Annotated in this window: 23 protein-coding genes; 13 read left to right on the top strand and 10 right to left on the bottom strand. The window is 67.6% G+C overall.

Features of this window, described 5'->3' with window-relative positions:
- Positions 1-16: 16 nt before the first annotated feature.
- From IFT87_RS11170 to IFT87_RS11185, 4 genes are all read right to left on the bottom strand, one after another.
- Positions 17-943, bottom strand: a complete 927-nt coding sequence (locus tag IFT87_RS11170; protein WP_235188441.1) for a nucleotidyltransferase domain-containing protein — start codon at positions 941-943, stop codon at positions 17-19.
- Between the two features lie 71 nt (positions 944-1,014).
- Positions 1,015-1,875: an HprK-related kinase A gene (locus IFT87_RS11175; RefSeq protein WP_192008473.1), complete on the bottom strand. Its 861-nt coding sequence runs from the start codon at positions 1,873-1,875 to the stop codon at positions 1,015-1,017.
- Positions 1,872-2,159: an HPr-rel-A system PqqD family peptide chaperone gene (locus IFT87_RS11180; RefSeq protein WP_031441640.1), complete on the bottom strand. Its 288-nt coding sequence runs from the start codon at positions 2,157-2,159 to the stop codon at positions 1,872-1,874. The genes IFT87_RS11175 and IFT87_RS11180 overlap by 4 nt, the downstream gene beginning before the upstream one ends.
- A gap of 4 nt (positions 2,160-2,163) precedes the next feature.
- Entirely contained in the window at positions 2,164-2,574 is a 411-nt protein-coding gene (locus IFT87_RS11185) for a hypothetical protein (RefSeq protein WP_031441639.1), read from the bottom strand.
- Positions 2,575-2,716: 142 nt separating this feature from the next.
- Between IFT87_RS11185 and IFT87_RS11190 the strand changes: the two genes are divergently transcribed.
- From IFT87_RS11190 to IFT87_RS11230, 9 genes are all read left to right on the top strand, one after another.
- Complete coding sequence (locus IFT87_RS11190) at positions 2,717-3,949, top strand: ATP-binding protein (protein ID WP_056406039.1); 1,233 nt, start codon at positions 2,717-2,719, stop codon at positions 3,947-3,949.
- 46 nt (positions 3,950-3,995) lie between these two features.
- On the top strand, positions 3,996-5,078 hold the full coding sequence (locus IFT87_RS11195) for a substrate-binding domain-containing protein (protein WP_037527456.1): 1,083 nt from the start codon (positions 3,996-3,998) through the stop codon (positions 5,076-5,078).
- A gap of 49 nt (positions 5,079-5,127) precedes the next feature.
- Entirely contained in the window at positions 5,128-6,504 is a 1,377-nt protein-coding gene (gene pstC / locus IFT87_RS11200) for a phosphate ABC transporter permease subunit PstC (RefSeq protein ID WP_031395857.1), read from the top strand.
- Positions 6,505-6,592: 88 nt separating this feature from the next.
- Entirely contained in the window at positions 6,593-7,807 is a 1,215-nt protein-coding gene (gene pstA, locus IFT87_RS11205; protein ID WP_192008530.1) for a phosphate ABC transporter permease PstA, read from the top strand.
- The gene (gene pstB / locus IFT87_RS11210; RefSeq protein WP_031395855.1) at positions 7,807-8,568 is read left to right on the top strand and encodes a phosphate ABC transporter ATP-binding protein PstB; all 762 of its coding nucleotides are present in this window, start codon (positions 7,807-7,809) and stop codon (positions 8,566-8,568) included. The genes pstA and pstB overlap by 1 nt, the downstream gene beginning before the upstream one ends.
- Before the next feature lie 14 nt (positions 8,569-8,582).
- On the top strand, positions 8,583-9,266 hold the full coding sequence (phoU, locus tag IFT87_RS11215; RefSeq protein WP_031395854.1) for a phosphate signaling complex protein PhoU: 684 nt from the start codon (positions 8,583-8,585) through the stop codon (positions 9,264-9,266).
- Positions 9,267-9,271: 5 nt separating this feature from the next.
- Positions 9,272-9,964, top strand: a complete 693-nt coding sequence (gene phoB / locus IFT87_RS11220; RefSeq protein ID WP_031395853.1) for a phosphate regulon transcriptional regulator PhoB — start codon at positions 9,272-9,274, stop codon at positions 9,962-9,964.
- A 156-nt stretch (positions 9,965-10,120) separates the two neighbouring features.
- Entirely contained in the window at positions 10,121-10,489 is a 369-nt protein-coding gene (locus tag IFT87_RS11225) for a hypothetical protein (protein ID WP_031395852.1), read from the top strand.
- A gap of 102 nt (positions 10,490-10,591) precedes the next feature.
- Positions 10,592-11,506, top strand: coding sequence for an SDR family NAD(P)-dependent oxidoreductase (locus tag IFT87_RS11230; protein WP_052148898.1), 915 nt, complete (start codon positions 10,592-10,594; stop codon positions 11,504-11,506).
- Between the two features lie 17 nt (positions 11,507-11,523).
- Here IFT87_RS11230 and IFT87_RS11235 read toward each other — a convergent pair whose 3' ends face one another.
- Together IFT87_RS11235 and epsC are read right to left on the bottom strand one after the other, a co-directional pair.
- Entirely contained in the window at positions 11,524-11,868 is a 345-nt protein-coding gene (locus IFT87_RS11235; RefSeq protein ID WP_031395850.1) for a DUF2794 domain-containing protein, read from the bottom strand.
- A 9-nt stretch (positions 11,869-11,877) separates the two neighbouring features.
- Positions 11,878-12,609, bottom strand: a complete 732-nt coding sequence (epsC, locus tag IFT87_RS11240; RefSeq protein ID WP_037527486.1) for a serine O-acetyltransferase EpsC — start codon at positions 12,607-12,609, stop codon at positions 11,878-11,880.
- A gap of 150 nt (positions 12,610-12,759) precedes the next feature.
- On the opposite strand from epsC, the gene IFT87_RS11245 reads away from it, so the two are divergent.
- The 3 genes from IFT87_RS11245 to IFT87_RS11255 all read left to right on the top strand — a co-directional run bounded on the left by IFT87_RS11245 (position 12,760) and on the right by IFT87_RS11255 (position 15,226).
- Positions 12,760-13,677 carry a LysR substrate-binding domain-containing protein gene (locus tag IFT87_RS11245; RefSeq protein WP_031441633.1) on the top strand — a complete coding sequence of 306 codons (918 nt, stop codon included), beginning with the start codon at positions 12,760-12,762 and terminating at the stop codon, positions 13,675-13,677.
- Positions 13,678-13,763: 86 nt separating this feature from the next.
- Positions 13,764-14,411 carry a fasciclin domain-containing protein gene (locus tag IFT87_RS11250; RefSeq protein ID WP_031395847.1) on the top strand — a complete coding sequence of 216 codons (648 nt, stop codon included), beginning with the start codon at positions 13,764-13,766 and terminating at the stop codon, positions 14,409-14,411.
- A 146-nt stretch (positions 14,412-14,557) separates the two neighbouring features.
- Positions 14,558-15,226 carry a fasciclin domain-containing protein gene (locus IFT87_RS11255; RefSeq protein ID WP_037527452.1) on the top strand — a complete coding sequence of 223 codons (669 nt, stop codon included), beginning with the start codon at positions 14,558-14,560 and terminating at the stop codon, positions 15,224-15,226.
- Between the two features lie 6 nt (positions 15,227-15,232).
- Here IFT87_RS11255 and IFT87_RS11260 read toward each other — a convergent pair whose 3' ends face one another.
- The 3 genes from IFT87_RS11260 to pgsA are packed head-to-tail and all read right to left on the bottom strand — an operon-like array spanning position 15,233 to position 16,492.
- Positions 15,233-15,682: a molybdenum cofactor biosynthesis protein MoaE gene (locus IFT87_RS11260; RefSeq protein ID WP_037527450.1), complete on the bottom strand. Its 450-nt coding sequence runs from the start codon at positions 15,680-15,682 to the stop codon at positions 15,233-15,235.
- Complete coding sequence (moaD, locus tag IFT87_RS11265; protein ID WP_031395844.1) at positions 15,679-15,936, bottom strand: molybdopterin converting factor subunit 1; 258 nt, start codon at positions 15,934-15,936, stop codon at positions 15,679-15,681. The genes IFT87_RS11260 and moaD overlap by 4 nt, the downstream gene beginning before the upstream one ends.
- A gap of 4 nt (positions 15,937-15,940) precedes the next feature.
- Complete coding sequence (pgsA, locus tag IFT87_RS11270) at positions 15,941-16,492, bottom strand: CDP-diacylglycerol--glycerol-3-phosphate 3-phosphatidyltransferase (protein ID WP_031395843.1); 552 nt, start codon at positions 16,490-16,492, stop codon at positions 15,941-15,943.
- Between the two features lie 223 nt (positions 16,493-16,715).
- Here pgsA and IFT87_RS11275 point away from each other — a divergent pair, with 223 nt between their 5' ends.
- A complete protein-coding gene (locus IFT87_RS11275) occupies positions 16,716-18,047 on the top strand; it encodes an MFS transporter (protein ID WP_052148897.1) in 1,332 nt (443 codons plus the stop codon).
- On the opposite strand, the gene IFT87_RS11280 is transcribed toward IFT87_RS11275, so the two are convergent.
- A complete protein-coding gene (locus IFT87_RS11280) occupies positions 18,037-18,204 on the bottom strand; it encodes a hypothetical protein (protein ID WP_192008475.1) in 168 nt (55 codons plus the stop codon). The two genes, IFT87_RS11275 and IFT87_RS11280, sit on opposite strands and share 11 nt — an antisense overlap.
- Positions 18,205-18,232 lie beyond the last annotated feature (28 nt).

Consider the following 18,232-nt stretch of genomic DNA (forward strand, 5'->3'; position numbering starts at 1 on the left):
TCCCCCGCGCGGGCGCTCAGGCCTTGCGCCACTTCGTCCACAGATGGCGCGTGAGCATCGCCGGTGGCATCCGCAGCGCGTGCGACCGGACGTAGAAGGCCAGCCGCGTGACCGGGCGGGTCGGCCGCCCCCAGCCGTCGCGCGCGGTCAGCCGCCGCACATAGAGGCGGTCGCTGCCCGCCAGCCGGCCCCCGGCGAAAACGCTGTCGACGAGGCGCAGCGCGCGCGAGACGGGACGGCGCAGACCATGCCGCGCCGCCTCCTCTGCAAGCCCCTCGGTGCCGAATTCCTCGACCAGACAGCGAATGTCCCACAAATTGCGCAGGCCGCCCGCCAGGTCGCCGTCCGCGAACAGATGCGCGGCGGCATGGACGATCATGCCATTGGGCGACAGCGTGCGCAGGCCGTTGCCGAGCGGCACGCTGTCCGCGATCAGGCGCGCAGGATCGGGCGTGACCCGCGCGGTGAGCGGCAGGATCGTGTGATGGACGTCGATCATTCGGTCGCGCTCGCGGTGAATCAGCGGCGGCAGCTCGTGCATCCAGCGCCGGTAATAGGCGTCGTCATACGGATCGGGCTTCACCCATTCCCACCCCGCGCCGAGCACCGCCGCCTCGACCCGGTCGAGCGCCGCCCGCGGCACGAGGATGTCGAGATCGCCGATCGACCGGCCCTGCCCCGCCATCAGTCCCGCTGCGGCATAGGCCGTCCCCTTGAGGAGCACGACCGGGCAGCCGAGCGGTGCGAGTGCGCGCCGCGCCATCTCCGCCTCCCACAGTGCCGCGCGGCGACCCTGTTCCGCGGCGGCGCGTGCATCGCCGAGGATCGCTTCGACCGCGCGCGGCAGCGGCAGGCCATCGAGACGCAGCGCCAGCGTCCCGATCAGCTGTTCGGCCCGGGCGATCGTCAGAAGGCTGGTCCAGCCTTCCGCGTCGAGCGCCATGACGCGTCCCGGATCGGCGAGCGCACCGGCGAGCAGGCTTGCGTCCGCCACCACGGTATGCGGGAGGTCTGTCACAGCGCCGCGCATAACGCCTCGACCTGCGCGACCCCGCTGGCACCGTCGGGATAGTCGATCGCGACCGCGGGGATCTGCGCGATCAGGCGGGTCATCGCGGTGAACCCCGCCTCGCCAAGCGCGACATAGTTGGTCGAGGCCTGCGTCATCCGCACGAACGCCTCGGCGGGCGGCACCGGCCGGACCGCCGCCGCATCGCCGTAGCGGGGAAACAGCAGCAAGGCGGGGGTCGCCGGCTGGTCCATCGCGGCGATCGCGCGTGCGTCGGGGACCATGTGGCGGATATCGCCCTTCGGAGTCGCCGCCATCAGCGGCCCCATCCGCGCGTCTGGCCAGGCCGCCTCGGCCGCCGGGATCGCCGCATTCTTCAGGCTGATCAGTCGCGGAAAGGCGTGAAGCAGCCCGGTCGCGGGGTCGAGCAACGCGAACTCATCGCCCATGAACCGCCAGCCCCGCGCCGCAAGCAGCGTCGCCAGAGTCGATTTGCCCGCACCCGACACCCCGGTCATCAGCACCGCCCGGCCATCGCGTTCGACCGCAGAGGCATGGAGCAACAGGTGGCGGCGTGCGCCGAGCGCCATCTGGAGGTTCATCGCCATTTCGGCGGCCAGCAGCCCGTGCCGCAGCGGCAGCGGCGCGGCCTCGGGCAGCATGTAATCGCCGCCGATCTCGACCGACGGGCGAAGCCACCGCCGCCAGGGTCGACGTGCAAAGAGACGGACGGTGTAATCCGCCACCCCGTCCTGCGGCGCGGGATAATCGCGGTAGAGACTGCGCAGCTGGTCGATCGGCGCGCGCCAGTCCGATCCGATCCGGAATCCGATCGGACCGATGCGCAGCGCGAAGGCGTGTCTCACGACGTTGCGACAAGCCCGGCGGCGACCAGCTCGTCGAGCCGCGCCGCCAGCGCCGAAGCTGTGGCGTCGGCGAGATCATAGTCACCCGCCAGCCGGTCGAGCAGCGCCTCCAGCAACAGCCCGGCCTCGCCGAGGATCGCCAGGATCTGCGGCGCGGGTTCGGTCAGCAGGTGAGTCATGCCCGATCGCCGGTGATAGACCGCGGTGAACGCGTCGAGCGGGGCGAGGACCAGCCCGCCGGGCGGGTCGGCGCGGTAGATCGGCCCCGGTGCGGCGTCGTCCACGGCCTCAGCCGCGCGGCATCTGCAACGAGGCGAAGCAGGTGAAGCCGCCCTGGCCGCGCTGCAACCGGCGGATGTAATTTACATAGGCACGGCTGCGTTCGGAATCGGTGCCGGGCAGCTGGCCGCCGCTGTTGAGCACGCGCCGGACCTCCTCGCCCTTGAACGGCCGGCTGGCGCCCGCGAAAGCGCCCTTGGTCCCCGATGGCACGATTTTGCCCTGCGCATCGATGAAGCTGCCCGCGCGGCCCGCATCGGGCACCGGAATGTCGCAATTGAGCACCGATCCCGCGGTCTGCGCCAGCGCCGGACGGATCGACACGACCGCAGCGGCACCGACCGCGCCGAGCGTCAGGACGCGGCGGCGCGACGGCGTCGTCTCGATCGGATCGGTGTCGGGGCGCGTGTCGTCGCTCATCGGGTCTCCGCTAGCATCATGCCCTTTCACAATCATGAACCTCGCGCAAGCAACCGGGCTTTGGAGGGGGCGATGGGGCCGGCGCTGTGCCGCTGCGGGACGGGCTGGCGCGCGGGGCTGCGAATGGCCTAGACACGCGCGCATGTTGACCGGATTTGGACTGCGCACCTTTTGGGCGATCATCGTGGCCGGTGGCGCCGCAATCGCGGTATTCGCGATCGGCACGTCGATCCAGGCGGGGCTGGTCGCGCTGGTCGGCGGGATCGCCGCCGCGCTCGTTGCTGCCGGAACCGGGGACGAGCCGCCCGCCGCCGCAGATCCCGCGCCCGTCAATCCGGCGATCCTCGACGAGACGCTCGACCTGATCGTCGAGCCCGTGCTGCTGGTCCGCGACGGCCGCGTCGTGCTCGCCAACCGCGCTGCGCGCGCGCTGCTCGGCGAACACATCATTGGTGACGATGCGCGCGTGGCTATCCGCCACCCCGCCGCGGCCGAAGCGCTGTCGTCCCCCGCCGCGCTGGGCGAGACCCCGCCGATCGAGCTGGTCGGCCTTGGCACCCGCGACCAGCGCTGGGAAATGCGCGTCGGCGAATTGTCCGACGGCCAGCGCATCGTCCATCTGATCGACCAGACCGGCAATTACGCCGCCGAACGGATGCGCGTCGATTTCGTCGCCAATGCGAGCCACGAACTGCGCACGCCGCTCGCCTCGATCCTCGGCTTCATCGAGACGCTGAGCGAGGAAGCGGGCGAGGATCCGGCGATCCGCGCGCGCTTCCTCAAGGTGATGGACGACGAGGCCAAGCGGATGCTGCGGCTGATCGAAGATCTGATCTCGCTCAGCCGGATCGAGGCGGAGAAATACCGCGTCCCCGACACGCCGATCGACCTGGCCATTCTGGTCGGCGACGTGCGGGCCGAACTGGCCGACGGCGCGGGCAACCGCGGCCTTGATCTGGTCGCGACGATCGAGCCCGCCGTCCCCCCGGTGTCGGGCGACCGCGTGCAGCTGTCGCAGATGCTGCACAATCTGGTCGGCAACGCGATGAAATATGGCCGCGCGGGGACGCCGGTGACGATCACCCTGGCACGCGACGTGACCGGCATGGTCAGGCTGGCGGTACGCGACGAGGGCGACGGCATCGCCGCAGTGCACATCCCGCGACTGACCGAGCGATTCTACCGTGCCGATGCCGGGCGCAGCCGGTCGCTCGGCGGTACCGGACTGGGGCTGGCGATCGTCAAGCATATCGTCGAGCGGCATCGCGGGCGCCTCGACATTGCAAGCCAGGTCGGGGTCGGCACGACGGTCGCGGTGATCCTGCCGCCAGCCGGTGCCGGCCCCGCCAATTCGTCGCGTGTCATCAAACGGTAACGCGACTGTCACACAGGATCCGGTCTAGCCGCGCTATCGGGCAGGCATGACGGGAATTGACGTGCAGCGTTTCGGGGCGATTTCAGGACTGGCGGTCACGGCACTGGCGGGCGCGACGCTGATCGGCGGATGCGTCGACCAGGCGAATGGCGGCGGCGCGGGCTCGCGCGATCAGATCACCGCGGTCGGATCGTCGACGGTCTACCCCTTCACGACGATGATCGCCGAACAGCTTGTCGCCAACGATCCCGATGCCAAGGCACCGGTGATCGAATCGACCGGCACCGGCGCGGGGATGAAGCTGTTCTGCGCAGGCATCGGCGCCGGCCATCCCGATATCGAGGATGCGTCGCGGCGGATGAAGGCGAGCGAGTATAAGGATTGCGCCGCCAACGGCGCCGGCCAGATCCTGGAAATCCAGGTTGGGATCGACGGCATCGCCTTTGCCGAGGCCAAGAACGGCCCGAAGATGCAGCTGACCCCGACCGACCTGTACAAGGCGCTCGCCGCCAGCCCCGGCGGCCGGCCGAACACCGCGCGCGTATGGCGCGACGTGAACCCCGCGCTGCCGCCGGTGCCGATCCAGGTCTATGGCCCGCCCGCGACCAGCGGCACGCGCGACGCGCTCGCCGAGCTGATCCTGACCAAGGGCTGCGAATCGAGCGATCCCGCCGCCAAGCCGCTCGCCAAGTCCGATCCCGATGCGCACAAGGCGCTGTGCACCCGCGTCCGCGAGGACGGGATGTATGTCGATGCGGGCGAGAACGACAATCTGATCGTCCAGAAGCTCCAGTCGAACCCCAATGCGATCGGCGTGTTCGGCTACAGCTATCTCGAAGAGAACAAGAATGACGTGAACGGCGTCGCGATTTCCGGCGTCGAGCCGACCTATGCGACGATCGCCGACAATCGTTATCCGGGGTCACGCCCGCTCTACATCTATGTGAAGAAGTCGCATCTCAGCGCGATCCCGGGCCTGCGGACGTTCCTGAAGCTCTATGCCGCCAACTGGGGCGCGACCGGACCGCTGGTGAAGCGCGGCCTGATCGCCGCACCGCCCGCGGTCCAGGCCCGGTCGGCGGCGATCATCGCCAACGAGACGATTCTCGACCCGGCGGTACTGTCGTGATGCACTACTGGAACACGACCGCCGCCCCGAAACCGGTGGAGACGGCCTGATGTCGGCGCTCGCCCTCTTCTTCCTCGTTCTCGGGCTCGGCCTGATCGCGTGGCTGAGCGCACGAATGCGCGCCGCGCGGTTCCGGGTCGGCAACACCGCGCGGTTCAGCTCGCTGCCCGCGCATCACGGCTGGTATGTCGCGCTGTGGACCGCGATCCCGCCGCTGCTCTTCCTGGTCGGCTGGTCGATGGTCGCACCCGCACTCGTGACCGACACCGTGCTGGCCAGCCCCGCCGCGGTGCAGCTGCCCCCGCCCGGCTTCGACCGTGCCTCGATCCTGTCCGAGGCGCGCAGCCTGGCGGAGGGACGAAGCTTCGGCGCGTTCCACGAGCTCGCGCGCGTCCTGTCGCCGGTCTATGCCGCCGCGCAGTCGCGCTACGACTGGATCGCGACCGCGCTCGCGCTGTTGCTCACCTTTGCCGGCGGTGCGTTCGCGTTCCTGCGCGTGCGGCCGGGCTTCGGCGCGCGGACGCGGGTCGAGCGGATCGTGATGATCCTGCTGCTCGGCGCGTCGCTGATCGCGATCCTGACCACGGTCGGCATCGTCGCCTCGCTGCTCTACGAATCCGCGCGCTTCTTCTCGATCGTGCCGATCACCGACTTCCTGTTCGGCACGCACTGGAGCCCGCAGGTCGTCGACGCGCGCGATCCCGGCGCATCGCTCGGCGCGGTGCCGCTGTTCTGGGGGACGTTCTTCATCGGCGCGGTGATCGCGATGATCGTCGCGATCCCGTTCGGGCTGATGAGCGCGATCTACCTCACGCAATATGCCGCCCCGACCACGCGCAAATGGATGAAGCCGATCCTCGAGGTGCTCGCGGGTGTGCCGACCGTCGTCTACGGCTATTTCGCCGCGCTGACGGTGGCGCCGGCGGTGCGCGATTTCGCGGTGTGGATCGGGATCAGCTGGGCCTCGTCGGAGAGCGCGCTCGCCGCCGGGCTCGTGATGGGGATCATGATCATCCCGTTCGTGTCGTCGATGGCCGATGATTCGATCGCCGCGGTCCCCTCGTCGATGCGCGACGGCAGCCTGGCGATGGGTGCAACCTCGTCCGAGACGATCCGCCGCGTACTGCTCCCCGCCGCGCTGCCCGGCGTGGTCGGCGGCGTCCTCCTCGCGGTCAGCCGCGCGATCGGTGAGACGATGATCGTCGTGATGGCCGCGAGCGGTGTCGCGACGCTGACGCTCAACCCGTTCGCCAGCACGACGACGGTCACCAAGCAGATCGTCGACCTGCTGACCGGCGAGGCCGAGTTCGACAGCGCCAAGACGCTCGCCGCCTTCGCGCTGGGGCTGACCCTGTTCGTCGTCACCCTGCTCCTCAACATCGTCGCGCTGACGGTCGTGAAACGGTACCGCGAAGCCTATGAATAGCGTCACCCCCTTCATCGGTACGCCAGACGCTACGGCCTCGGCGAAGCCCGCCACGGCGCGCGTGCCGACCGACTGGACCACGAAGGCGATGCAGAGCCGCATCCGCCGCCGCTATGCCGCCGAGCGCCGGTTCCGCCTCGCCGGGCTGGCCGCGGTCTGGCTCTCCGCGGGCTTCCTCGCCTTCCTGCTGTCGTCGATGCTGTGGCAGGGCGCGAGCGGGTTCGTCGAGACGCGCGTCGCGCTGCCGATCGATTTCGCCACCGCCGCGCTGCCGATCGAACCCGCACGGCTGACAAGCCGCGGCGCCGATCTCGCGCTCGCCAGCGCCGGTCTCGAGGGTGCGGTCGACAGCGCGGCGACGCGCGCGTTCGGCAAGGATGGCGAAGGCCTGTTGTCGGACGGCGCGTGGGTGACGGTACGCGATGCGCTCAAGGCTGATCCCGGTCTGCTTTCGCGCAAGACGGTGATCGCGGTGCCCGTCGCCAGCCCGGTCGACATGGCCGCCAAGGGCGATGGCCCGCCCGAAGCGGAGGCGGTCGTCGCCCGGCTCAAGGCGCGCGGCGTGCTGACGCGCGGGCTGAGCATGACGTTCCTGACCACCGCCGATTCGACCGATGCGACGCGCGTCGGCATCTGGGGGGCGTTCAAGGGCTCGCTGCTGACGATGATCGTCACGCTGCTGCTCGCCTTCCCGATCGGTGTCCTGTCCGCGCTGTATCTCGAGGAATATGCCCCGAAGAACCGCTGGACCGACCTGATCGAGGTGTCGATCAACAACCTTGCCGCGGTGCCCTCGATCATCTTCGGGCTGCTCGGGCTCGCGGTGTTCCTTGGCACCTTCGGCATGCCGCGATCGGCGCCGCTGGTCGGCGGGCTGACGCTCGCGCTGATGACGATGCCGGTGATCGTGATCGCCGGGCGCAACGCGATCAAGGCGGTGCCGCCATCGATCCGCGACGCAGCGCTCGGGATCGGCGCGTCGCCGGTGCAGGTCGTGTTCCACCATGTCCTGCCGCTCGCGCTGCCCGGCATCCTCACCGGCACGATCATCGGCATGGCGCGCGCACTCGGCGAAACAGCACCGCTGCTGATGATCGGCATGCGTGCGTTCATCGCCGCGCCGCCATCGGGACTGCGCGATCCCGCGACAGTACTACCCGTCCAGATCTTCCTCTGGTCCGACCAGGTCAGCCGCGGCTTCATCGAGAAGACCTCGGCCGCGATCATCGTCCTGCTCGTCTTCCTGCTCGCGATGAACGGCGTCGCGATCTACCTCCGCAACAAATTCGAGACCCGCTGGTGATGACCAACCACAAGATGACCGCGCGCGACGTCAGCGTCTATTACGGGCAGAAACGCGCGATCGACAATGTGTCGATCGACGTCGACATGGACAATGTCACCGCGTTCATCGGCCCGTCGGGCTGCGGCAAGTCGACCTTCCTGCGCACGCTCAACCGCATGAACGACACCGTCGCCAGCGCGCGGGTCGAGGGGAAGATCGAGCTCGACGGCCACGACATCTATTCCCCCGACATGGACGTGGTCCAGCTGCGCGCACGCGTCGGCATGGTGTTCCAGAAGCCGAACCCCTTCCCCAAGTCGATCTACGAGAACGTCGCCTACGGCCCGCGCATCCACGGGCTCGCGGGTGCCAAGAGTGACCTCGACCAGATCGTCGAGAAGTCGCTGCGGCGTGCGGGTCTCTGGGACGAGGTGAAGGATCGCCTGACCGACAGCGGTACCGCCTTGTCGGGCGGACAGCAGCAGCGGCTGTGCATCGCGCGCGCCATCGCGGTCGATCCCGAGGTGATCCTGATGGACGAGCCGTGCAGCGCGCTCGATCCGATCGCGACCGCCAAGATCGAGGAGCTGATCCACGAGCTGCGCGGCCGCTATGCGATCGTGATCGTCACGCACAACATGCAGCAGGCGGCCCGCGTCAGCCAGCGCACCGCCTTCTTCCACCTCGGCACCTTGGTCGAATATGGCGACACCTCCGCCATCTTCACCAATCCGCGCGAGGAACGCACCAAGGATTACATCACCGGCCGCTACGGCTGATGGGGACGGGATCGATGAACACGCACACCGTAAAGGTCTTCGACGACGAGATCGGCCGCCTGCGCGGCCTCATCTCGCAGATGGGTGGCCTCGCCGAGGACGCGATCGCCAATGCGATGAAGGCGCTCCAGCGCAACGACGTCGCGCTCGCACGCGAGGTCCGCGCGGCGGACAAGCAGATCGACGCGATCGAGGCGGAGGTCGAGCGGCTGGCGGTGCAGATCATCGCACTGCGCGCACCGATGGCGATCGACCTGCGCGAGGTCGTCGCCGCGCTGAAGATCGCGGGCGTCGTCGAGCGGATCGGCGATTATGCCAAGAACATCGCCAAGCGCGTGCCGATGATCGAAAGCGAGCACCGGATCGACCCGATCTCGATCCTGCCCGCCATGGGCCGGATGGCGAGCGAGATGGTCCATGACGTGCTCGACGCCTTTGCCGCACGCGATTTCGAGGCGGCGATGCTCGTCGTCGAAAGCGACGCCGCGCTCGACGATTTCTACGACAGCATCTTTCGCACGCTGGTGACCTACATGGTCGAAAATCCCAAGACGATCAGCCAGGTCGCGCACCTGCTGTTCGTCGCGAAGAATCTCGAACGGATCGGCGACCACGCGACCAACGTCGCCGAGATGGTCTATTTTGCCGCGACCGGCACCCAGATGGCCGACCGCGACCGCGGCGGCATACAGGAGTAATCGACATGGCCCGTGCAAGGATGCTGCTGGTCGAGGACGACGCGGCGCTCGCCGAACTGCTGGTCTGGCATTTCAAGCGCGAGGATTTCGAGATCGCGCACACCCCCGATGGCGAAGAGGCGCTGCTCCTCGCGCGTGAGAAGGTGCCCGACATCGTCCTGCTCGACTGGATGGTCGAAGGCCTGTCGGGGATCGAGGTGTGCCGCCGCCTGCGTCGCGCGCCCGAGACGCAGAACGTGCCGATCATCATGCTGACCGCGCGTGGGGAAGAGGAAGACCGTGTCCGCGGGCTCGAGACCGGCGCCGACGATTACGTCACCAAGCCCTTCTCGCCGCGCGAGCTGGTCGCGCGCGTCGGCGCGGTGCTGCGCCGCGTCCGCCCCGCGCTTGCCGGCGAAGCGCTGAGCTATGCCGACATCGAGATGGACACGGTCGGCCACAAGGTCCGCCGCTCGGGCGAGGTTGTCGCACTCGGGCCGACCGAGTTCCGGCTGCTCAAGCATTTCCTCGAACATCCCGGCTGGGTCTTCTCGCGCGAACGGCTGCTCGATGCGGTGTGGGGCCATGATTCGGACATCGAATCGCGCACCGTCGACGTGCATATCCGGCGGCTGCGGAAAGCGATCAACACCGGCGAACGTCCCGATATTATCCGGACGGTGCGCTCGGCTGGCTATTCGCTTGATACTGGCGGGTGAAAGTCGGGGTCCCGCAAGCGGTCGCCGACCGCGTCATTAGTGCAGGACCAAGACAAGCCGGTTAGAATCGGACGCGAAACGAAGGACCCAAGCGGGTTTTAGTGCGTTCAACCGTGGCGCTAACGAATTTGCGCTCCAAGTATTCAGGAGATTCGCATGAAGTCCATTCTTCTCGCCGCTGCAGCGTTGCTCGCCTCGCCCGTGCTCGCGCAGACCGCGCCGCAGACGATGCCGCCAGCAGACCCGGCCGCCCAGACCGCGCCCGCCGATCCGGCAATGGCACCGCCAGCCGCAGATCCCGCCGCTCCCGCCGATCCGGCGATGGCAGCCGATCCTGCAGCCCCTGCCGATCCAGCGATGGCACCGCCGCCGCCCGCAGCGCCCCAGGCCCCGATGGCTGCACCCGGTGGTGCGAACATCGTCTTCGGTCAGCCGACGGTGACGCCGCCGACCCCGGCTCCTGCCGAGTATCCAACCTGCTCGCGCACCGTCAAGGATGGCTGCAAGAACCGCGGCGGTAAGTAAGCGATTCGCATCGGTGCGAGCTGTGGCTAACGCCGCGGCTTGCGCCGACTGCTTTACGTTCTAGGAAAGGCGCTCCACGATAAGAGAGGGGCGCCTTTTTCCATGTCCGACAGCTTTGGATCCTTCGGTTTTGCTGGCCGCGTTGCGATCGTCACCGGCGCAGGCGGCGGGCTCGGCCGCGAATATGCGCTCGAGCTCGCCCGGCGCGGTGCAAAGGTTGTCGTCAACGATCTGGGCGCCTCGCGCGACGGTACGGGACAGTCTGACGCAGCGCTGAAGGTCGTCGAGAAGATCGAGGGCGCGGGCGGCGAGGCAATCGCCAACGGGGGCAGCGTCACCGACTATGACCAGATGGTCGAGATGGTGGCGCGTGCGTCCGAAAAATGGGGCGGCGTCCATATCCTCATCAACAATGCCGGCGTGCTGCGCGACAAAAGCTTCGCCAAGATGGACCCCGCCGATTTCGCCTTCGTCGTCGACGTCCATCTGAACGGATCGGCCAACGCGACCAAGGCGGTCTGGGACGGGATGCGCGCGCAGAATTACGGTCGCATCCTGATGACCGCGTCGTCGACCGGACTGTACGGCAATTTCGGCCAGGCCAATTACGGCGCCGCCAAGCTCGGGCTTGCCGGCCTGACCAAGACGCTCGCGATCGAAGGGGCGAAGAACAACATCCGCGTCAACACGATCGCGCCGACCGCAGGCACGCGGATGACGCAGGACATCTTTCCCGAAGAGGCGTTCAAGGCCTTCTCCCCCGACAAGGTCGCGCCGGGCGCGGTCTTCCTGGTGTCGGAGGATGCCCCGACCAACATGATCCTCGGCGCCGGCGCGGGCGTGTTCCAAGCCGCCTATGTCACGCTGACGCCGGGCGCGTCGCTGTCGGGCGACGATCTGTCGGTCGAAGGGGTGGCCGCCAACTGGGCGGCGATCACCGACCGCAACGGCGAGATCGTTCCGCAATCGGGCGCCGACCAGGCGATGACGATCTTGGCGAAGCTCCAGCGCGGCTGACCACCGCGCCGGCGGGCTCAGCTTTCGACGAGCTTCATCAGCCGTCGTTCGACCGGGGCGAGGATCGGGCCGAGGTCATGGCCCCGCTTGATCACCGCCCCGCCTTCGCCGACCAAGGCCCACATGCCCTGGCGGTTGCGAAGCGCGGGGCGTTTCTCGATCCGGAATTCGGGGCGCTCGGCCGCGCGGCGGAAACAGGCGAACACCGCTGCCTCGCGGCCGAGATCGATTGCATAGTCCCGCCAATGCCCCGCCGCGACCATGCGTCCGTAGAGGTCGAGGATCCGCATCAGTTCGAGCCGATCGAAGCCGATCTGGGTGGGGGCGGTATTGCGGGTCGGGAAGGGCGTGACGTTGTTCATCAGGACGGATCAGGCCCGATCGCGCAGATCCTGTTCGACCGGGCCGCGGCGGAGCCCGTCGCGATCGGTCGACAGGTCCTGATCGGCGAGCAGCGAATCCAGACGCTTGCGCATCATCTCCAGCTCACAGCGCATGATCTCCATCTTCTGCGTGGCCGGGTCGAAGGCCTCGGTGCACGGCGTGCCATAGGGCACGAAGCGCGGGGCCTCGGGTGCGGCGCCGCCCTCTACCGTCGTCGCGCGCGCCGGGATGCCGACGACGGTCGTGCCCTCGGGGACGTCGCGCGTCACGACCGCATTCGCGCCGACTCGCGAGCGGCGGCCGAGCGTGATCGGCCCGAGAACCTGCGCGCCCGATCCGATGATCGCGCCGTCCGAAATGGTCGGGTGGCGCTTGCCCGCAACGCCATTGTCAGGGCTCGTCCCGCCCAGCGTCACGCATTGATAGATCGTCACGTCGTCGCCGATCAGCGAAGTCTCGCCGATCACGACGAAGCCGTGATCGATGAAAAAATTGCGCCCGATCGTCGCGCCGGGATGGATGTCGATCGCGGTCAGGAAGCGCGACAAATGATTGACGCACCGCGCGAGGAAGAAATTCTGCCCGCTATACAGCCGATGTGCGATGCGGTGCATCCCCAGCGCCCAGACGCCGGGGTAGAGCATGATCTCCGCGCGAGAATGCGGCGCCGGGTCACGCGCCCGGATCGAGTCGAGATAAGCCCCTAACCGGCTGAACATGCGCATTCCCCTTGGCGGTCCGCTCATTTAGGCGTTCACAGGGGCGATTTCCAGCGGGCGGGGGCAACACCGTGGCGGACGCCCGCGCTGACGGTCTCATTATTGACCCGGCATGGACAAACGGGGGTGCACGATCGATATGGGCGATCAATGGCTGCAACCTATCTCCCCACGCTCAAGCAACTCCAATATCTCGTCGCATTGAAGGATCATGGCCATTTCGGCCGTGCTGCCGAGGCCTGTTTCGTGACCCAGTCGACGCTGTCGGCAGGGCTGCGCGAGCTCGAGACGCTGATCGGGGTAGTACTCGTCGAGCGAACGCGCCGCGTCGTCCGCTTTACCCCGTTGGGGGATCGGATCGCGGACAAGGCGCGCCGCGTGCTGCGCGAGGCGGAGGAACTGGGCGACATGGCGCGCGCCGCCGGCCGGCCGCTGTCGGGCGACATGCGGATGAGCGTGATCCCGACGATCGCGCCGTTCATGCTCCCGCGCATCCTGCCGCGGCTGCGACGCGACTATCCCGACCTCAAGCTGTTCCTGCGCGAGGAGCCGAGCGGCGCGGCGTGCGAGGGGCTGCACAACGGCCGCACCGACTGCGTATTGCTCGCCCTGCCCTATGCCTGTGGCGAAGTCGCGTTCGAGCCCCTGTTCGACGACCGGCTGTTCGTCGCCTTCCCGACCGAGGACGTGCCCGCGGACCGGACCTCGATCCCCGCCTCCGCCATTCCCGCCTCGGCGATCGACGAGACCCGGCTGTTGCTGCTCGAGGACGGGCATTGCCTGAAGGATCATGCGCTCGCCGCGTGCAACCGCCCCGAAATTCGCGCCGAGGCGACGATGATGGGCACGTCGCTGCACACGATCGTGCAGATGGTCGACAATGGCCTGGGCATCACGATGCTGCCTGAGATGGCGCTGAACGCCGGGATCCTCGAAAATACCGGGATCACGGCGCTGCCGCTCGACGCCGAGAACGCGTTTCGCCGGATCGCGCTGGTATGGCGCAAGGCCTCGCCGCGCGAGAAGGATTTCCAGTTGCTCGCCAAGGCGCTTGCCGACGCGCGCTGACCGGCCGCGCTGGCCCGCACTGCAACAATTTCCGGGCTCAACCGTAGTTGCGGTTCGCAAGCGCCCGTTTGAGGAGACAGATTTCGATGTCGAACATGCGCCCCCTGTATATTGGCCTGGGTACCACGGGTCTCGTCGCGCTCGCGCTCGCCGCGTGCAGCAGCGGCAACAGCGACCTCGGCACGCCGACTGCGCCGCCCCCCGCCAACCCCGCACTGTCGACGCCCAACGGGCCGATCGCCGTTGCCAACCCGACCGTCGGCGGCGTGCCGATGATCGCGACGCGGACGATCGTCGACAATGCCTCCGCCGCACCCAATCTCGCGACGCTGGTCACCGCGCTGAAGGCTGCGGACCTTACCGCGACGCTGTCCGGGACCGGGCCGTTCACCGTTTTCGCACCGACCGACGCCGCGTTCGGCCGGCTCGCGCCCGGCATGGTCCAGACCTTGCTCAAGCCCGAGAATAAGGCATCGCTGGCGAAAGTGCTGACCTATCACGTCGTGCCCGGCGACATCACCGCTGCCGACCTGAAGGCGCGTGTCGCGGCGGGTGGCGGCACTGCCGCACTGACGACTGTCGAAGGTGATGCAATCACGGTGACCCTCGTCGGAGATATCATTGCACTCACCGACGTCAACGGTAACAAAAGTTATATCGAGACCGCCGATGTGCGTCAGTCGAATGGCATAGTCCATGTCGTCAACGGGGTAATCGTACCCCGCTTGTCTTGAGCGAGCTGTGATAGCGCGCTAACACTTCGTCGCGTCAACGGCGCACTTGGTCCTGTTGGCGCGACCGTAACTTGGCAAACCGCCGCGTGACTCCATACGTTCTATCGCAGAATTTATTGCACGATTGTTTCAGCCAGGAGAAATCCATGATCACCAAGACCCCTCTCGTCCTTGCCGCAGCGCTTTTCGCGGCTGCACCGGCAATCGCACAGACCGCGCCGAGCGGCACGACGCCCGCACAGACCGCGCCAACTGGCACGGCGCCCGCACAGGCCCCAATGCAGGCCCCTGCACAGGCCGGTACCGCCGCGCCGATGACCGGCGCTCCAGCAGCACCCGCCGCAGCACAGCCTGCAGCGACCGCGACGATCGCGGCAGCGCTGCCGACGCTCCCAAATCGCGCGACGCTCACCAAGCTGGTGACTGCGGCCGGCCTCGGCACGACGCTTGCGGGCCCCGGTCCCTTTACCGTTTTCGCACCGAGCGATGAGGCGTTCACGCGGCTTCCCGCCGGCGCACTCGACACGCTGATGAAGCCGGAGGCGAAGCCCACGCTGGCGACGATCCTGAAGTATCACGTCGTCGCAGGCGCCGTGACGTCGGATCAGCTGAAGGCGCAGATCACGTCGGGTGGCGGCAAGGCCGTCCTCACGACGCTGGCCGGCCAGCCGCTGACGGCATCGGTGGGTCCGAACGGCAATATCGAACTGACGGACGTTGCTGGCAGCAAGGCCTATGTCGACACGGCAGATGTCAAGGCGACCAACGGTGTCGTCCATCTCACCAACGGCATGAGCGTTCCCAAGATCGGCTAACGCCGTCTATGAGGTCCAGCGCGCGGCGGCGTCCTTGTCGGCGTCGCGCGCTTCGACCCAGCTGGTCTGTGTGCCGCGGGTCTCGCGTTTCCAGAACGGCGCATCGGTCTTCAACCGATCGATCAGATAGGCACAGGCCTCGAGCGACGCAGCGCGGTGTGCGGACGCCGCCGCCACGAAGACGATCCGTTCACCCGGATGCATCGGCCCGACCCGGTGGACGATCGTCACCGCACTCAGCCCCCAACGCTCGATGGCACCCGTCGCCACCTTGGTGAGCGCAGCCTCGGTCGCACCGGGATAATGTTCCAGTTCGAGCGTCTCGACGCCGTCATCTGCGCGCACGAGACCAGTGAACGTCGCCACCGCGCCCGCGCCGCGTTCGCCGGCAGTTTCGGCCTGAGTGATCTCCGCCTGCACATCGATCGGCGCGGTCTGGACGATGATCCGGATCATCCGCCCGTCACCGGAGGGAAGAGTGCGATCTCGCGCGCGCCGGCGATCGGGGTATCGATCGGCACGAACGCCTGATCAAGGGCGGCGCGCAGCCGGGCGGGATCGGCAAAGGCGGCGGCATGGCCCGGGCTGGACAGCGCGAGCCAGTCGACCAGTTCGGCGATCGTGGTCACCGATGCGGGCGGATCGACGCGCTCCTCGCCCGTCCCGATCCGTTCGCGGACCCACGCAAAATACACCATCGTCACCGTCATGCGCTCAATCCATATGCTTCAGGCCGACGCGCAGATAATCCCAGCCCGTCACCAGCGTCAGGACCGCAGCCCCCCAGAGCGCGGCGAGGCCGACGCCGTGCACCCATGGCATGTCGGGCAGCGCGCCCGCGAGGATCAGTCCGCCCAGCGCGACCAGCTGCAGCGTCGTCTTCCATTTCGCGAGCTGCGAGACGGGCACGGACACCTGCACCTGCGCCAGGAATTCGCGCAAGCCCGACACCGCGATCTCGCGGAGCAGGATGACGAGCGCGGCGATCACATGGACGCCCGCAATATCGCGCGTGCCGACCAGGATCAGGATGACCGCGGCGACCATGATCTTGTCCGCGATCGGATCGAGGAAGATCCCGAGGCGCGACACCGCACCGTTCGACCGCGCGAGATAGCCGTCGAAATAATCGGTGATGCCCATCAGGCAGTAGAGCGCGAAGGCGATGCCGTAGCCGGCCGCCCAGCCGGGCCACCACAGAAAGCCGACGAGAAGGGGTACCGCGACAATGCGCGACAGCGTCAGAAGGTTGGGCAGGGTCCACACCCCGCCTTCCCTACTCCGGTCATGCCCTTGGCGAAACCGGGTTTTACCGATCGGTGCCGACTAATGTGCGGCAAGCGCGGACACCGGACCGTGGCGCGAGGCCTCGTCCGGATCCCGTACGCGGACACCCGGCCGACGCGGGCGGCGCTAAACCATTGGCCTACCGCCCCCGCTGGGCTAAGGCCGCGGCAGTCTTATTGCCACGATCAGGGCCTTTTCTCGCATGCGCAACGCACTCGGGTTGCTGAAGCAACGACGCTTCCTGCCCCTGTTCACGACACAGTTTCTGGGCGCCTTCAACGACAATCTGTTCAAGACGTCGATGGTGTTGTTCGCGACCTATGCGATCTTCAACGATCCGCGGATGGAGGCGAATTTCAACGCACTCGCCACCGGAATTGCGATCATCCCCTTCTTCCTGCTCTCGGCACTCGCCGGGCAGCTTGCGGACAGCCATGACAAGGCGCGGATCATCCGGCTCGTGAAGAGCGCGGAGATCGGCATCATGGCGCTCGGCGCGGCGGGGCTGATGGTGGCGCGCAGCGGCCATTCGACGATCGGCCTTGGGCTGATGCTCGGGGCGGTACTGTGCCTGGGGGTGCATTCGACGTTCTTCGGGCCGATCAAATACGCGATCCTGCCGCAGCATCTGCCGCCATGCGACGTGCTCGGCGGCACCGGGCTGGTCGAGGCCGGTACCTATCTGGCGATCCTGATGGGGACGATCACCGCCGGGTTCATGACCGATCATATCGAACGCGCGGCGATCGCGGTGCTGGCGATCGCGGTGATCGGCTGGTTCGCGGGTCGCCAGGTGCCGCCGGCGCCACGCGAAGGCCCACCCCTGGTGCTCAACTACAACCCGTTCACCGCGTCGTGGCGGCTGATCAGCGCGACGATGCACATCCCGCGGCTGTTCCTGGCGATCTGCGCGATCAGCTTCTTCTGGACGATCGGGGCGGTGCTGATCGTGATCTTCCCGCCGCTGGTCAAGAACGTGCTGACAGCGGACGAGCGGGTCGCGAGCTTCGTGATCGCAGTGTTCTCGATCGGCGTCGCGATCGGTTCGGTGGTGATCAACACGATGCTCAAGGGCCGGATCTCGGCGCGCTACGCACCCGCCTCGGTGATCGCGATGGGCGTGTTCGTCCTTATCTTCTCGGTCCTGGTGCGGACCTGGACCCCGGCAGCGCCGGGCCATTTCTACGACTGGGCCGGATTCCTCGCACAGCCGCGCGCCTGGCCGGTGCTCGGCACGCTGATGATGATCGCGATCACCGGCGGCATGTTCGTCGTCCCGCTCTACGCGTTCCTGACGACGACGGTCGAAAAGGATCAGACCGCGCGGACGGTGGCGGCGAACAACGTTGTCAATTCGGGCGCGATGACGATCGGGTCGATCGCGGTCATCGGCATCACGATGGCGGGCGTGACACCCGAGGATCTGCTGTTCCTGGTCGCCGGCATGTGCCTGGTATCTGCCTGGATCGCGCAGAAGCTGCACCGCGCCTGTGACGACGATGCCGAAACCTGCCTGCCCGTGATCAGAAAATGAAGCTGTAGAAGCAGGTGAAGAAGGCCGCGAAGCTCAGCACGAACAGCTTGACGTCCTGATCGTCGCGCCCGCCCGGCGCTGCGATCGCGGGCGGGGGCAGCGTCCGTCGAAACGGGTGGCGCGCGGCTTCGTTGGTCAGGACTAGGCGTCGGGTCATGGCGACCGGTTAACGCGGTGTTTACCTT

It is taken from the genome of Sphingomonas sp. CFBP 8765 (assembly GCF_014841445.1).
In the GTDB taxonomy this organism is placed as follows: Bacteria; Pseudomonadota; Alphaproteobacteria; order Sphingomonadales; family Sphingomonadaceae; genus Sphingomonas; species Sphingomonas aerolata.